A 14,941-nucleotide genomic window follows, 5' to 3' on the forward strand; every position below is an offset into this window, starting at 1 on the left:
AAATTTGTATGTTATAAAGTATTTATACATTCTATAAAATTCTTATAGGATTGATGGTAGCGAGGATCGTAAGAGTTGGCAATACAATAAATCATTCAATAAATACTGATATTAGAAACCATAAAGTAGGTTATGGCTTCAGTCTTTCTCAAAATCAATAAAACGTAAATATCTTATAAAATCGCAGATACCGCAATGTGAACTCTGATAAGATATCAGAGATTAATAAGACATTTGTTGATAATAAGGATTTGAGATGAAACGTTTGGCTTATACCATTGCTGTATCTGTTTTGGCCATGACTGTTGGGATAAATGCCGCGCATGCCGAGAGAGTTTGCAAAGTAACAGATCCGACGGGTACTCCACTAAACATTCGCGACGAGCCTAATGGCAAGATTATTAATAAGCTGCGTAATGATCGCGAGGTGTATGTCACAGATACTACTTATGATAGTAAAAATCGTCCGTGGGTATATTTAGAAGGCTATTACAAGGGCGAATACAGGCATTGGGGCTGGGCGATTAGAGAGTTTGTCTCTTGTTATGATCGTTGATATATTAATTTCAGCTTATCCAAACCATAATGAACTGGATATAACAAAATCAACAGACATAAAAAATCCCAGTCACCGTATGATGACTGGGATTTTTTATTGTTCGCTTATTAGTCTAACCTGATGCTTAAAGGTGTTAAGCAAAAGTGCTAACAAGTGACGCCGAATAGTGGCGTCCCCAGGGGGATTCGAACCCCCGTTACCGCCGTGAAAGGGCGGTGTCCTAGGCCTCTAGACGATGGGGACGCATAGAGTGTTATAACCAAAAAGGCTACAACGGTACTTCACAATATCAGATAGCTTAATAAATAAGCATTGCCTAGGTGCTGATATCATCCTACTAGCGAGTATTTATGGTTACGTTTCAGTAGTACTGAGCGTTGCAATAAATAGTATGGTGGAGCTAAACGGAGTCGAACCGTTGACCCCTTGCATGCCATGCAAGTGCTCTACCAACTGAGCTATAGCCCCTCGCTAAGAGTGTGCGTATTTTATGTAAGAGCGGCAGTCTTGTCAACTACTATTTTAAAAATAATGCATAAATATTCGAAAAAAAGCGTTTAAAGCTATTTTAGCTACTTAATAAGCCCAAATTAGCGTGGATTTTGCTTGATAGCAATCTCTTTAATGGCTTTATCGGTAAAGAATTCTTCTTCCCTGCCGTCTGGAAAAATAATGGCACAACATTCTGTGGGGATATATTGCCCCCCTTTTTGTTGTACTGTGCTGATTCCTTTAAAGCCAACGATGTCAGATTCTTTCAATCGATCGACATTATGATTGGTATAACTGCAGTAAGTGGTGTATATCCACTTTAAATCTTCAAAGTCCTGACCCTTTGTCAGGGTAAGTTTTGCATCACAAAGCTCTTTTACGATAGCATCATAGTATTTCTGTGCTTCTTTGAGCGTGTTAAAGACATAGTCTTTGCTTTCTATCGTGACGGTTTTGGCGGCCATGTTTGTTTCCAGTTAAAAGGTTTGATAAAGGATATTTAATAGTTGAAGGGTAGTAGTACCTATTAATGACAAAAAAAGGGTCAGAATTGACCTGACCCTTCTAAATTCATAAATTTCAGCTAATCGACTGTTTAGTAGATAAGTTATTCAGCTGCCAAACTATTCAGCTGCTAAAAAATCTGGCAACTCTGCCGCTTGTTTCTCAAGTTTCTTCAGTTTCTTTTTACCTAAGCCGCCAAGTACGTCAATCGCATGACGCAAGCGAGTCAAGGTCATATCAGCGCCGATAATTGCCATAGAATTCATGACTGGCGTTGATGAGGTGCTACCAGCGATAGCGATAAAGAACGGTGCCATAAAGTCACGCATTTTAATATCAAGATGGGCAGCAAGACCTTTTAGCGTGGCGTAAATATTTTCTTCCGTCCACGTTGGTAAGGTTTCTAGCTGCCATAATGACAGTTGTAGCATATCCATGATTTGTTCAGGGGTGAGTGATTTATGGGTAAAGCTCTCAGCATTGATATTAGGTAAGTTCTGGAAATAAAAGCCACCCCAATTAACTGCATCAGATAACAGCTCAATACGAGGCTGAATTGCCGCTGCGATAGCCGTAAGCTTGTCACTGTTATTTGCCCAATCGAGGATTTTGTTTTTTAACTGTTCAGGAGTAAGCGCACGCAACCATTCTGCGTTGAGCCAGTTCAGTTTTTCGATATCGAAAATAGGGCCGCCAAGTGACACACGCTGAATATCAAAGCTGGCAATCATTTCTTCTAGGGTAAACTGTTCAGCTTCGTCAGGCATAGAGTAGCCCATACGACCAAGGTAATTTAGCAAGGCTTCAGGTAGCACGCCGGCATCACGGTAATACGTGATAGAGGTTGGATTTTTACGCTTAGACAGTTTTGATTTGTCTGGGTTACGCAGTAGTGGCATATGGCAAAGTACGGGCATCTCCCAACCAAAATACTCATAGAGCAGCTGATGCTTGGGTGCAGAGTTCAGCCACTCTTCACCGCGTAGCACATGGCTGATGTCCATCAAATGGTCATCGACAACGTTGGCTAAATGATAAGTCGGCATGCCGTCGGTTTTTAGCAGCACTTGCATGTCGACTTGTGTCCAAGGAATCTCAACCGTACCGCGTAACATGTCATGTACTTGACAGACACCTTCGGTAGGCACACGCATACGAATGACATGAGGTTTGCCCTCACTGACCAATTGCGCAGTTTTCTCAGGGGCTAAATGGGCACAGCGACCGTCATAACGTGGCGTTTCACCATTGGCCATTTGCGCAGCTCGCATGGCATCGAGCTCTTCGCTGGTACAAAAGCAGCGGAATGCATGATCGTTTTCTATGAGCTGCTCAGCGTGCTTTTTGTAAATATCACTACGCTCACTCTGACGATAAGGCGCGTGCGGGCCACCAATATCTGGACCTTCCGCCCAGTCGAGACCGACCCAACGCAGCGCACCCAAAATCATTTTTTCAGATTGTTCGGTTGAGCGCGTTTGATCCGTGTCTTCGATACGTAAAATAAATTCGCCGCCGTGGGCTTTAGCAAAAGCTAAATTGAATAGGGCAATATAAGCGGTGCCGACATGCGGAAAGCCAGTAGGCGATGGCGCAATGCGGGTGCGGACAGGGCGCGTGCGGTTAGTTGAAGTCGATGATTGCATCATAAAATTCTCAGAATAGGCTAGTTAATGAATATGGCTGTGAAAAATGAAAAAAATAGCAGTGAAAAATGCTAATAATAAATATGAATAACACGTTTGAATAAAAAATACGGATGAAACAATAGCCGTCAATGTAGAAAAATAGCGTAAAATATAGCGCTAGTATAACAGAGAGATGGAATATTTTTAACGAAATGCCCGTCTAGCGCTTGACTACCCGTGTATCCTTGCGATAATAATGTTAGACAAGTCATAACTTGTTTATTTTCATCTGATTTTTCACTCTTACTGACCAAAATGGTCGTCATCTACTGAGTCGTTTGTGTCCATATTGAATAATAAGCCAAAAAATACGCCGAATACTAAGCAAGATTCTAAAATAGATTCTTCTCTAGCCACTGTTAATGCTGCATCAGCGGCTGAGCTGTCTGCTGTGGAAAACGATTTTGTGGTAGAGAATGACTCTACTAATCAGCCGACTCAAGAGTCTGTCACGGATAAAGCCAGCTCTGGTGAATTGAGCTTTGTTCATGACGCGGTGCTATTGCAAGAAACCGTCGCGGCAGTGCTGGGTGTCAAAGCGCTACCAAAGCAAACAGACGATGCAGAACAAAGCAGCGACAACCAAAATAGCTTGCAGATGAGTGGCATCTACGTTGATGCAACCTTCGGGCGTGGTGGTCATAGCCGACTACTATTAAGTCAGTTGGCCGATGACGCAACCTTGATTGTTTTTGATAAAGATCCAACCGCTATTAGCGTTGCTCGCGAATTGGCAAATACCGATAGTCGCGTAAAAGTGGTGCACGATAGTTTTGCGACGTTGACGGATAGTCTAATGGCAATGGGAATCACTCAAGTTGATGGCTTAATGGCAGATTTGGGTATCTCATCGCCGCAAATTGATGATGGCAGTCGCGGTTTTAGTTTTATGCGTGATGGTGCAGTTGATATGCGTATGGATACCAGTCGTGGGCAGTCGGTCGCTGAGTGGTTAGAAAAAGTCGATGATGAAACCTTGGCCAATGTGCTTTATGATTTTGGCGAAGAGCGTCATAGTCGCCGTATCGCCCGTGCTATTAAGCAGATGGACAGTTACGACTCTACTTTGGCATTGGCTGAAGTGATTAAAGTGGCGCATCCTAATTGGCAGCGCGGTAAGCACCCAGCGACTCAAAGTTTTCAGGCGATGCGCATTTTTATTAACAATGAGCTTGGCGATGTTGACGACTTTTTAGAACAAAGCATTCCGATTTTGAAAGCAGGCGGGCAGCTGGCAGTGATTAGTTTTCACTCGTTAGAGGATCGCCGTATCAAGCAGTTTTTGCAGCGTCATAGCAAAGGGCAATATCCAGAGGATGAGAATTTGCCGATGCCGCCCAAGCGTCCACGCTACTTTAGCAAGCCTAAACGCGTGGGTCCAAGCAAAGCTGAAACCAGTCAAAATCCACGCGCGCGTAGTGCGTGGTTGCGCATGGCGACTCGTACTGATACCGACTATTTACCCAGTGTCGAGCAATGACAGAGGTAGCGTGATGTTATAGAGAGGGTGTTTGGCTACGTTGCTGGTGATTGGTTGCCGTCAATTAAGTAGGATAGAAAGTCTGAATACTTACGCGGCTGTTAAAAATCTGTAAACATTATCTGCTAGGCTCGGCTGTTCCTTTTTCGTTTGGTTTTACTTTATTGATGGTTCTGTACAAAGCGTCTTACCGCTCTAAAACAGTTGCCAATTTTCATACTTGAAGTCCACTTTTTGAGAGCGTCATGGCAATATCTGACAAACCCGCAAACCTTCGTGCTGCAATGCCGCATAACACCGATATCGGCGAGCTATTTGTGCGCCGATTTAATGTGGTTAGTATCTATGTAGTGGTGCTATTGCTGTTAGCAGTGGCGATTGTGTGGAGCGGTATCAAAACAGCCGAAGGCGTTCAGCAATATCATCAGGATTATAAAACCTTGCAAGACATGAAAAAACAAGAGCGTAATCTGCAAGTCGAACATCAGCGTTTGCTCATTGAACAGCAGACTTTTAGTGCGACGCCGCAAATTGCTAGCCGTGCGGTGGCTGAACTGGGTATGTTTTCACCGACGCTAAAAGATAAGCTCATTATCCAGCCGGGTGTTGCCACAGCACAGGTGCCAGTCGTCGATACTGACTCAGATGAGGATAAGTCTGACGTTATCGAACCACGGGCTTCTACGGATATATCGCCTGATGCTCCTATCACCGATGCCACGGTAGCGGAGGCAGGACAATGAGTGATAAAAAACCTAATGCCAATAGCGGTAAAACGACCGCGAAAAATGCGAGTAAAAAGCCAACTAGCGGTAAGGTTACTAAGCCCTTACGTCCTGCCAGTGCAGCCAAATCGGGACAAACAGGCAGTACGGCTGAAAAAAAATCCTCTGGCAACCGTAAGGCTAAATTGTTTGATCGATTGAAAAAGAGTGAAGAGCAAGGCGCTTATACCAGTGTCAAAAACCTGAAAAATAAAAGAGGGTTTTTGGGTAAAGCGTCTGGCGCTTCCTCTCGCGGCGGTTTTGAGCAAGACAAAAACCGTTTCCGTACTATTTGGGTCATTGCATTGGTTGTCTTGGGTTTGCTGATAGCCCGTGCTTATTATTTACAAGTTGCCAATGCCCAGTTTTATCAAGACAAAGGTGATGAGCTTATCACTAGCGTGCGCACGCAAAAATCCTATCGCGGTATGATTACCGATCGCAATAATTTGCCACTTGCAGTCAGTGCACCACTGGCGACGGTCTCCTTTAGTCCGCATGATTACGCGCGCGAATATTATGAGCTTAAGCGTATTATTATCACCAATCCTGAGAGTCCACAGCTGGTTGCGCGTATGCAAAAGCGTTTGGATAATATGGATCTGACCACGCTTGCAGCTGCTGCGAATATTTCGGTCACTGAGCTGAAAAAAGTTACCGCTATCGACGATAGTATTGATGTAACCGATGAGGCAGCAGTTAAAGCCGCGCTGCCATCGGGTGCAGGCTCGCACTATTTACCGCTACTGAATAAAGTAACGCCTGAGATTGCCCAAAGTGTCAGCACCCTTGATTTTCCTGGCGTCTATGAAAAAAACTTTTTCCAACGTTATTACCCGCAGCCACAACCAAACTCGCAACTATTGGGATTTATGGGGCAAAATGTCAGTGATCCTGAAGGTGGTTACGAAGGTCGTGCTGGTATCGAACGCCAATATGAAACTGAGCTGGCAGGTGATGATGGCAAAGTGTTGGTGCTAAAAGATGCCAAACAAAACAGTTTAAAAGAAATTAAACAGATTGAACCAGAAATACCAGGTAAAGATGTGGCGTTGACCATTGATTCGCGCTTGCAGTATTTGCTTTATAAAGAACTAGAGAAAGCAGGGCGTTTGCAAAAAGCGCGCTGGTCAACAGGCATGATTGTTGATGTGCAAACGGGTGAAGTGCTTGCCTTATCAACATGGCCATCTTTTAATTCTAATAACCTGAATGAGATGACCGGTGAGAATCAGCGTAACCGTGCGCTGCTCGATGTCTTTGAACCCGGTTCAGTCATGAAGCCATTCACCGTTGCAGCGGCTTTAGACTCAGGAAAATATACCGCCACTACCTTGATCGATACCAATCCTGGCTCTATTCGTGTCCGTGGTTATACCATTCGTGACCATAATAATTTAGGGCGGATCACGATGGCAACGCTATTACAGAAATCTAGTAACGTTGCCTCGACTAAGATTGCTTTGTCGTTACCCGCTGATGGCATTACCAATATGCAAAAGCAATTTGGTTTTGGTTCAAAGACACCGCTACAGTTCCCAGGGGAAGGTAGTGGGCTGGTTGTCACGCCAAAAGAAAAAGAAACATCAAGACGTGCAACGGTCAGTTATGGTTATGGTCTACAGGTAACATTGGCTCAGGTCGCGCAGGCTTATTCGGCGCTTGCGGCAGGTGGCGTCATGCACCCATTGACCCTCATTAAAGATGACAAGCCGCAGCCAAGCAAGCGTATCATGGCACACGAGCAAGCGATGTCTATCGTACAAATGATGGAAAGTGTTACCGAACCGGGTGGTACTGCTAAAGGTGCTGCGATTGACGGTTATCGTGTCGCTGGTAAAACAGGGACGTCGCGCCGTATCAATCCAAAAGGTGGCTACTATACTGACCAATACCGCAACGTTTTTGCGGGTATGGCACCAGCGTCCAACCCTAGGCTGGTCGGCGTGATGCTCATCGAAGACCCGCGTGGTCAGATTTATGCTGGTTTAACAGTCGCGCCAGTCTTTCATAATGTCATGAAAGAGGCGCTGCGTTTATACAATGTACCCTTAGATAAGCCGTTAAAAACGGAAGATCTATAGGCTTAAAAGTAAGTTTATTAGATGTTCAGTTTTTAACTATTTGATGTGTTTTAACCGTATAGGATTTGCCCATGACCCTGTCACCCTCGTCGCCAAGCATCAGCCCAGTCACCTTGCAGCAGCTGACTGAATCTAGTAGTAGCAATAGCAGGCATGGTGTAGGTATAGAGCAGGCATTGCAAAAACTATCGACTCAGACGACATTGATTGGGGTGGATTCAAAACCAATCAATTCGTTTCTTGATATTCCATTCCTGCAGTTTCGTTTAGACAGTCGTCAGCTAGAGCCGAATGATGTGTTTGTGTTATTAAAAAGCCACATACCAAACTGTCAAAAAAGTCGCGACTACCTCTATCAAGCCGCCGAAAATGCGGCTTTTATCCTATCAGAAATAGATCCCACGGCTTTGCTTAGCACGACTAGTGTATCAAATCACGCCGATATCACTTTATCGAATGATAGTGCTTCTAAGGCGCAGCAGCAATTAGTAGCACTGCCTTGCCCTGTTTTACATGTGCCCAATATTCGTGATTTTTTAGGGACACTCATTCAAGCACGTTTTCAATATCAGCAGCCCGCGACCTTGCCAACGGTGGTCGCGGTGACGGGCACCAATGGCAAAACGACTATCAGTCAATTGGTGGCGCAGTTGACGCAGCTGACAGGTATGAGCAGCGCAGTTATGGGCACGGCAGGTAATGGTAGGCTTGGTGCTTTGGTGCAAGCGAGCCATACCACGGGCGATGCTTTAGCGGTTCAGCAATTTTTATATCAAATGGGTTCAGAGAATGCTGAGTTATTGGCATTGGAAGCCAGCTCACATGGGTTGGATCAGCAGCGTTTACAAGGTATGCCAGTGTCGGTGGCGATTTATACCAATTTGAGCCGTGATCACTTAGATTATCATGCTGATATGGCAGAGTATGCAGCAGCAAAAGCTAGACTGTTTGATAAAGCGCATTTTCCAGATTTAACCCATGCCATTATCAATATTGATGATAAACATGCCCAGATTATGCTCGACACCGCACATGCCAGTGATTTAACGGTCTGGACGTACAGTTTAGAACCATCAAAATCTGCGACCTTTGTTGCGGCTGAAATCAAACCAAGCTTACAAGGTGTCGAGATTACGCTACGTACTGATTTAGGCGATGGCGAAGTTAATCATTTAGGTATCGTCAGCCCATTACTCGGGCGCTTTAATGTTGCCAATTTGCTTGCCGCAATGGCAGCTGCCGTCGCTTTAGGCATTAGCCTTGAGCGTATTGCCGCATTGGTGCCGCAGCTACAAGGTGCGGTTGGGCGTATGCAGCGTGTGCCGTCTAATGATGGCTGCTTTATCGTTGATTATGCGCATACGCCAGATGCCTTAAGCCAAGTGCTTGCCAGCCTAAAGACCCATTGTAAAGGTCAGCTGTGGGCAGTGTTTGGTTGTGGTGGCGACCGTGATGCGGGCAAACGTCCTTTGATGGCGCAAGCAGGATTGGCAGGCGCGGATAAAGTCGTATTAACGGCAGACAATCCACGCACCGAAGATCCCAATATGATATTGCAAGACATGCAAGCTGGCATGAGTGCTGAGCAATATCAGCGTACGCATATCGAGCCTGCGCGCCAAACCGCCATTGAATATGCAGTTAATAAAGCAGCGCCTGATGATATTGTCGTTATCGCTGGCAAGGGTCATGAAACCTATCAAGAAATTAACCATGTTCGTTATGATTTTGACGACCGTGTTATTTTGCAAAACGCCTTAAAACAAGCAGGGCGCGTATAGCCTTGATAAATAAATAGTAGCGCTGAACATCCATTTTATATGCTTCTTAAGAAGCATGAGTCGTTAACGATAAAAAATAAATAAGTAGTCATCATATATAAGGTAATCATTATGACAGCCGACAACGATAACAGCATTCAGTCGCAAGGGCTGTATGTTTGGCGAGCAGACAACCTGCTCGCAGCAACCGCAACACTGGGTGGACATTGGCAACTGAGTGAAGATCAACCCGATTCAGAAAACACTTCAGTAAATGATGTCATGAGCACTCGTATCGCCACCGATACCCGTACGATAAAACCTGGTGATATATTTTTAGCGTTATCGGGTGATAATTTTGATGGTCACGATTATCTCGATATTGCCATCGCGCAAGGTGCGGTTGCGGCTATCGTCACTCGCCCTATTGCTACCGCTGATGCAAATAGCATTCCGCAGTTAGTGGTGAGCGATACCCGTTTGGCGCTAGGACAATTGGCTGCGTATCGTCGTCAACAGCATCAAAATTTAACCGTCATTGCTATTACTGGCTCTAGCGGTAAGACCACCTGTAAAGAAATGCTTGGTAGTATCTTTGGTAGACTGGCACCGACATTGATTACCCGTGGTAACCTAAATAACGATTTGGGTGTGCCGATGATGTTGCTCGAATTATCCGACCACCATCGTTATGCCATCCTAGAGCTTGGTGCAAACCATATTGGCGAAATTGCTTATACTACCGAGATTGTAAAGCCAGATGTCGCGTGTATTTTAAATATTGGTACGGCGCATTTGGGTGAGTTTGGCAGCCGTGAAGGGATTTGCCAAACCAAGGCTGAGATTTACCATACCTTGAATGACAGTCAATTTGCGATCGTTCCTGATAAAGATGATTTTAACAATCAATTACGCCGTATCGCTGAAAAGTATACGTCACACGTGATTGGCTTTGGTAATACTGATGTCAGTGCCAGCCATTTAGATGTCGAGCCTGAGCGCAGTGAATTTAAGCTGCATATCGGCAATCAAGTCCATGATATCAACTTGCCACTAGCGGGCGAGCACAATGTCAATAATGCTTTAGCCGCTGCTGCTTGTGCCCATGCACTAAATATCGATGTTAGTGATATCGTTGTCGGGCTCGAAAATGCGCGTCCTGCTAAAGGGCGCTTGAACAGTCAGCTGTTAGGCATGCATCGACTGATTGATGATACCTATAATGCCAATCCGCATTCGGTGCGAGCGGCAGCGAAAGTATTGGCGGCGCAAACGGGCACGCAAGTCATGGTGCTGGGTGATATCGCAGAACTGGGGGAGGCGGCGGTTAGCGAGCATCAAAGCTTGGGTCGTACGATCGCGACAACGGGCATCAATGTGCTGCTGTGTGTTGGTGAATACGCGCCTTTTACCGTGGCGGGTGCACAAGAGGTTTCTGACATCAATGCCCATGCGTTTACCGATAAAGACAGTTTATTGGCGTATTTGAAGCCGTATTTGCAAGCGCAGCAGGCGCAGCCTTGTACGGTGCTGTTTAAAGGTTCTCGTTCCATGCAAATGGAAACCCTTATCAATGCGCTAATCGAGGAGTAGGCGGTGTTAGTTTGGTTGTTTGGCTGGCTTGGCCAGTATTACACGCCGTTTTCTGCGGTTTCTTCGTTGACGCTACGAGCGTTACTCGCGGTCATTACCGCCCTCGCATTTAGCATGTTTTTTGGTGGGCGTGTTATTCGACGTCTGCGTGCACTGAAATATGGTCAAGCGATTCGCAATGATGGTCCACAATCGCATTTGGCGAAAACTGGTACGCCGACCATGGGTGGGGTGCTGATTTTAAGTGCGATTGGCGTGTCCACCTTACTATGGGCACGTTTGAATAACCCGTATGTTTGGATTTTGCTCATTGTCATGATTATCTTTGGCGCGGTCGGCTGGGCAGATGATTGGCTAAAAATTAAGTATAAAGATCCCAAAGGCTTAATCGCCCGCAAGAAATACTTTTGGCTGTCGATGGGTGCGTTATTCGTCGGTGTGTCTTTGTATTATATCGCCACCTTACAGCCAGATATTGCGACCACGCGTGAGATGCAGGATTTGCTGTTACCGATTTTTAAAGATTGGATGATTCCTTTTTCGGCAGTGCCATTTGGTATTGGCTTTATTATCTTTACCTACTTTGTGATTAATGGTGCTTCTAACGCCGTCAACTTAACCGACGGCTTGGATGGTTTAGCTATTTTGCCCGTGGTCTTGGTCGCGGCAGGTTTGGGCGCGATGGCTTATGTATCAGGTGATGTACGCTTTGCTGATTACTTGCATGTGCCTTATATTGCCTATAACTCCGAGGTTCTCATTGTCTGTGGTTCGATGATTGGTGCAGGGCTTGGTTTCTTATGGTTCAATGCCCATCCAGCCCAAGTATTTATGGGCGATGTGGGGGCGCTTGCTCTCGGGGCGATGCTCGGTACGATCGCCGTTATGACCCGTCAAGAAATCGCTTTTGCTATTATGGGCGGTCTATTTGTCGCCGAAGCATTATCGGTCATGCTACAGGTTGGCTCGTATAAGCTGCGTAAAAAGCGCGTCTTTCGCATGGCACCATTGCATCATCACTTTGAAGAAATTGGCTGGAAAGAGACGCAAGTGGTGGCAAGGTTTTGGATTATTGCCATTATTCTTGTCATCCTTGGGCTCATGACCTTAAAACTGCGTTAATACAGCCATATCGCTCGAACATTAATATGAATATCATGTACGCAAAAGCCATCTCACTTTAGTTGAGGTGGCTTTTTTTGTTGCTAATAGTTTGGTTGCTAATAGTTTTGTTGCTAATAGTTTGGTTGCTAATAGTTTGGTTGCTGATAGTTTATTTTTCGCATTTTCTTTCCTGTATTGTTTATCGCGCCTTTTATCACGCAGTAAGCCTGAATTTTGTTAAAATGGCAGCCATATTGCGATGACGTTGAGATACTTGTGAGCTTATTTATTTGTCCCCTTTGCCAATCACCATTACAGTCTGCCGCAGATACGTGGCGCTGCGATGGCAGCTTGCACCCAAAACACACGGCTCATCCATTTGATGTGGCACGTCAGGGTTATGTTAATTTATTGCCCGTGCAACAAAAAAAATCCAAAGCACCGGGCGATAGCCAGCAATCAATCGAGGCGCGCAAACGGTTTTTAAACGCCGGACATTATCAGCCATTGCAGACGCTTATTTGCCAAAAAATGAGGGAATTGTTGGCGAAAAATGAGTCGGTCGCTGATTCCGCAATTGAGCCGATAACTAAAAAGGATAGCAAGGCAATCAATTGGTTGGATATTGGCTGCGGTGAAGGTTATTACACGCAAGCAATGGCACAGACAGGCATGGATACGCTCATCGCCGCAGATATCAGTAAACCTGCTGTGGTAGAGCTTGCGAAAGCCAGTAAGGTAGCGGGGCGTCTTTGGTATCAGCAAGTTAAAGACAGTGTTACTAATGCGACAGCCAAGTCGGCAGTCATCTATCCGCTTGTTACCAGCGCTGCCCATTTGCCGTTACGCGCGCATAGCATAAAGGGTATTAGCAGTATTTTTAGCCCTATCTTGCCAGACGCGTTCAATGAGGTATTGACTGCAGACGGTTATTTAATCATTGCCAAGCCAGATATCGGGCATCTAGCGACGATGCGCGAAGCGTTATTTGATAACGTCCGCGAGCATGATTCGGATAAGTTTTTGCATGAATTGGCCCCATATTTTACGCTAATGGGTACGGAGCATGTCAGTACCGAGATGACGTTGTCAGCCGCTGATTTGGCTGATTTGATGACCATGACGCCTTATGCTTATCGCGCGCTTAATGAAAAAAGACAGGCGCTACTAGCAGCGGTCGAAACAGAATCCTTTACGACGCAAGCTAAGTTTGTCGTTTATATTTTGCAGAAGACAGCTGCTGAATAGAATCGCTTAATGTCATTAGCCCGTTTAGATATGATCAATTGAATTGAGGACACGCCCTAATAATGGGTTATAAGACAGGTCCCATTGTGGCGACAATGTTATTCCAGATTTTATAAGATAACGGCCAGTTTTCAACTTGCTCACGAGTGACCTCTTCAGAATCAGCGATATACTGGTATTGTCGCTCAACGATATCCGCTGTGAGCGTTTTATCGCTAAACACAATGTTGTTTTCATAGTTCAAATCAAAGCTACGCAAGTCTAAATTGGTCGAGCCAATCAGACTGATTTCGCCATCGATGGTCAAGGTTTTTGCGTGTAATAGACCGGGTTTATATTCGTAAATATTGACCCCCGCTTCAAGCAGCTGCCAGTAATAACTGTGGCTGGTAGCAGCTACGACTATTGAGTCGTTATTCTTTGGGAAAATCATGGTTACTTGTACACCGCGATAAGCGGTCGCACACAAAATGCTGACGAGCGAATAATCAGGCACAAAATAAGGCGTTGAGATAATCAGGGTTCGTTTTGCCTGACCAATTAAGACACCTAAAAATTGCGGTGTGGTGCCGCGTCGTTGGGTAGGACCATCAGAAAAAACTTGTGCCGCAAAGCCATTTGGCGGCAATGTGACTGGTAAAGGTGGCGGTGATGTTATTGGTAAAGGCTCCTCAGTTTCTGGCTGTGGGGATTTTTGTTGCTTTAGTTGAGGGTCAATAAAATAAGGAAAGCTGTCAAGCGGCGTATCAGGATTTTCAGTCAGCCAATCACTGGCAAACAACATCTGATTCTGTGCCACCACTGGTCCTTCGACCCGCAGCATAATGTCTACCCACGGCGCAAATTTTGGCTTTACACGAAACTCAGGATCAGCGCAGTTGCGACTGCCACAGTAACCGATTTTGCCGTCAATAACCGTAATCTTGCGGTGATTTCGCAAGTCAATCCGGCTAAACATGAGTACCTTTAAAAGATTACTAATTGGTAGGGCAACACTGACTTGTACGCCAGCTTCTATCATTTCCTGCCATATCTTTGAGCCGACCATTTTTCGTGAGCCCATACCGTCAACCATTGCTCGGCATATGACGCCGCGCCTTGCCGCTCGTATGAGCGCTTGAGCAGTATCGATTCCCATACCATCTATTAGCCAAATATAATACAGCACATGAATATGATCGGTCGCTGCATCAAAGTCCGCAATCATACGTTTGCGCGTCTCAGCCGCATCTGCCATTAGCTCTGCGTGATTGCCCACCGTTGTATGATAGCCAGTTGCATTGGCAGAGTAGGCAAAGGCCGCTTGGTATTCAGGTTTGATGGCCTCCGACAAAGCGATGTCATCACCAAGTACTTCAGGACTATGTGCGCTTAATTTATCAATGATCTCTTTACGTTTGCGCGTAAAATCGCGTCCTAGATGCACCTCACCAAACATCCAATAAATTACAACTCCCAGATAAGGCAAAATGAACAATATGACGAGCCAAGCAAGCCGAGCGGGCGAGGTCAGATCATGGCGCGCAAGCACTCGCAAAGAGATCAGTATCAGTAGCATAAAATGAACAGTTAAAAAGATATCCAATAGCATAATGCGCTCCATCATTATTATTTTTATTTGCAGTATTTATCAGCGGTTCTTACTGATTATAACGCACTGTAAAA

At 45.3% G+C, this 14,941-nt stretch carries 11 protein-coding genes and 2 tRNA genes; 8 read left to right on the plus strand and 5 right to left on the minus strand.

Annotation, left to right across the window (positions count from 1 at the left end; genetic code table 11):
- Positions 1 to 256 precede the first annotated feature (256 nt).
- The gene (locus tag ACP7AE_RS09765) at positions 257 to 556 is read left to right on the plus strand and encodes a hypothetical protein (RefSeq protein WP_201540544.1); all 300 of its coding nucleotides are present in this window, start codon (positions 257 to 259) and stop codon (positions 554 to 556) included.
- Between the two features lie 170 nt (positions 557 to 726).
- Here ACP7AE_RS09765 and ACP7AE_RS09770 read toward each other — a convergent pair.
- The 4 genes from ACP7AE_RS09770 to gltX form a co-directional block, all read right to left on the minus strand.
- A tRNA-Glu gene (locus ACP7AE_RS09770) sits at positions 727 to 802 on the minus strand.
- 149 nt (positions 803 to 951) lie between these two features.
- A tRNA-Ala gene (locus ACP7AE_RS09775) sits at positions 952 to 1,027 on the minus strand.
- Between the two features lie 122 nt (positions 1,028 to 1,149).
- A complete protein-coding gene (locus tag ACP7AE_RS09780) occupies positions 1,150 to 1,515 on the minus strand; it encodes a hypothetical protein (RefSeq protein WP_201540545.1) in 366 nt (121 codons plus the stop codon).
- Positions 1,516 to 1,674: 159 nt separating this feature from the next.
- Positions 1,675 to 3,204: a glutamate--tRNA ligase gene (gltX, locus tag ACP7AE_RS09785; protein ID WP_426242811.1), complete on the minus strand. Its 1,530-nt coding sequence runs from the start codon at positions 3,202 to 3,204 to the stop codon at positions 1,675 to 1,677.
- A gap of 514 nt (positions 3,205 to 3,718) precedes the next feature.
- On the opposite strand from gltX, the gene rsmH reads away from it, so the two are divergent.
- From rsmH to ACP7AE_RS09820, 7 genes are all read left to right on the plus strand, one after another.
- Positions 3,719 to 4,723: a 16S rRNA (cytosine(1402)-N(4))-methyltransferase RsmH gene (rsmH, locus tag ACP7AE_RS09790; protein WP_413786773.1), complete on the plus strand. Its 1,005-nt coding sequence runs from the start codon at positions 3,719 to 3,721 to the stop codon at positions 4,721 to 4,723.
- A gap of 245 nt (positions 4,724 to 4,968) precedes the next feature.
- Positions 4,969 to 5,466 carry a cell division protein FtsL gene (gene ftsL / locus ACP7AE_RS09795; RefSeq protein ID WP_426242813.1) on the plus strand — a complete coding sequence of 166 codons (498 nt, stop codon included), beginning with the start codon at positions 4,969 to 4,971 and terminating at the stop codon, positions 5,464 to 5,466.
- Positions 5,463 to 7,571, plus strand: coding sequence for a peptidoglycan D,D-transpeptidase FtsI family protein (locus tag ACP7AE_RS09800; RefSeq protein WP_201615026.1), 2,109 nt, complete (start codon positions 5,463 to 5,465; stop codon positions 7,569 to 7,571). Before ftsL ends, ACP7AE_RS09800 begins: the two co-directional genes overlap by 4 nt.
- 71 nt (positions 7,572 to 7,642) lie before the next feature.
- The gene (locus ACP7AE_RS09805) at positions 7,643 to 9,352 is read left to right on the plus strand and encodes a UDP-N-acetylmuramoyl-L-alanyl-D-glutamate--2,6-diaminopimelate ligase (protein WP_426242815.1); all 1,710 of its coding nucleotides are present in this window, start codon (positions 7,643 to 7,645) and stop codon (positions 9,350 to 9,352) included.
- Between the two features lie 111 nt (positions 9,353 to 9,463).
- The gene (locus tag ACP7AE_RS09810; protein WP_426242817.1) at positions 9,464 to 10,924 is read left to right on the plus strand and encodes a UDP-N-acetylmuramoyl-tripeptide--D-alanyl-D-alanine ligase; all 1,461 of its coding nucleotides are present in this window, start codon (positions 9,464 to 9,466) and stop codon (positions 10,922 to 10,924) included.
- A gap of 3 nt (positions 10,925 to 10,927) precedes the next feature.
- Positions 10,928 to 12,046: a phospho-N-acetylmuramoyl-pentapeptide-transferase gene (gene mraY, locus ACP7AE_RS09815; RefSeq protein ID WP_055125376.1), complete on the plus strand. Its 1,119-nt coding sequence runs from the start codon at positions 10,928 to 10,930 to the stop codon at positions 12,044 to 12,046.
- Between the two features lie 258 nt (positions 12,047 to 12,304).
- Positions 12,305 to 13,276: a putative RNA methyltransferase gene (locus ACP7AE_RS09820; RefSeq protein ID WP_426242819.1), complete on the plus strand. Its 972-nt coding sequence runs from the start codon at positions 12,305 to 12,307 to the stop codon at positions 13,274 to 13,276.
- A gap of 67 nt (positions 13,277 to 13,343) precedes the next feature.
- Here the strand turns inward: ACP7AE_RS09820 and ACP7AE_RS09825 are convergent, their stop codons facing one another.
- A complete protein-coding gene (locus tag ACP7AE_RS09825) occupies positions 13,344 to 14,867 on the minus strand; it encodes a phospholipase D-like domain-containing protein (protein ID WP_426242821.1) in 1,524 nt (507 codons plus the stop codon).
- Positions 14,868 to 14,941 lie beyond the last annotated feature (74 nt).

Origin of the sequence: Psychrobacter sp. TWP2-1-2 (genome assembly GCF_049896785.1) — a bacterium.
GTDB lineage: Bacteria > Pseudomonadota > Gammaproteobacteria > Pseudomonadales > Moraxellaceae > Psychrobacter.

Excerpts from the sequence above, each read along its gene's own strand:
- ACP7AE_RS09765 (WP_201540544.1), top strand. The coding sequence starts at position 257 with ATGAAACGTTTGGCTTATACCATTGCTGTATCTGTTTTGGCCATGACT.
- ACP7AE_RS09780 (WP_201540545.1), bottom strand. The coding sequence starts at position 1,515 with ATGGCCGCCAAAACCGTCACGATAGAAAGCAAAGACTATGTCTTTAAC.
- gltX (WP_426242811.1), bottom strand. The coding sequence starts at position 3,204 with ATGATGCAATCATCGACTTCAACTAACCGCACGCGCCCTGTCCGCACC.
- ftsL (WP_426242813.1), top strand. The coding sequence starts at position 4,969 with ATGGCAATATCTGACAAACCCGCAAACCTTCGTGCTGCAATGCCGCAT.
- ACP7AE_RS09800 (WP_201615026.1), top strand. The coding sequence starts at position 5,463 with ATGAGTGATAAAAAACCTAATGCCAATAGCGGTAAAACGACCGCGAAA.
- ACP7AE_RS09805 (WP_426242815.1), top strand. The coding sequence starts at position 7,643 with ATGACCCTGTCACCCTCGTCGCCAAGCATCAGCCCAGTCACCTTGCAG.
- ACP7AE_RS09810 (WP_426242817.1), top strand. The coding sequence starts at position 9,464 with ATGACAGCCGACAACGATAACAGCATTCAGTCGCAAGGGCTGTATGTT.
- ACP7AE_RS09825 (WP_426242821.1), bottom strand. The coding sequence starts at position 14,867 with ATGCTATTGGATATCTTTTTAACTGTTCATTTTATGCTACTGATACTG.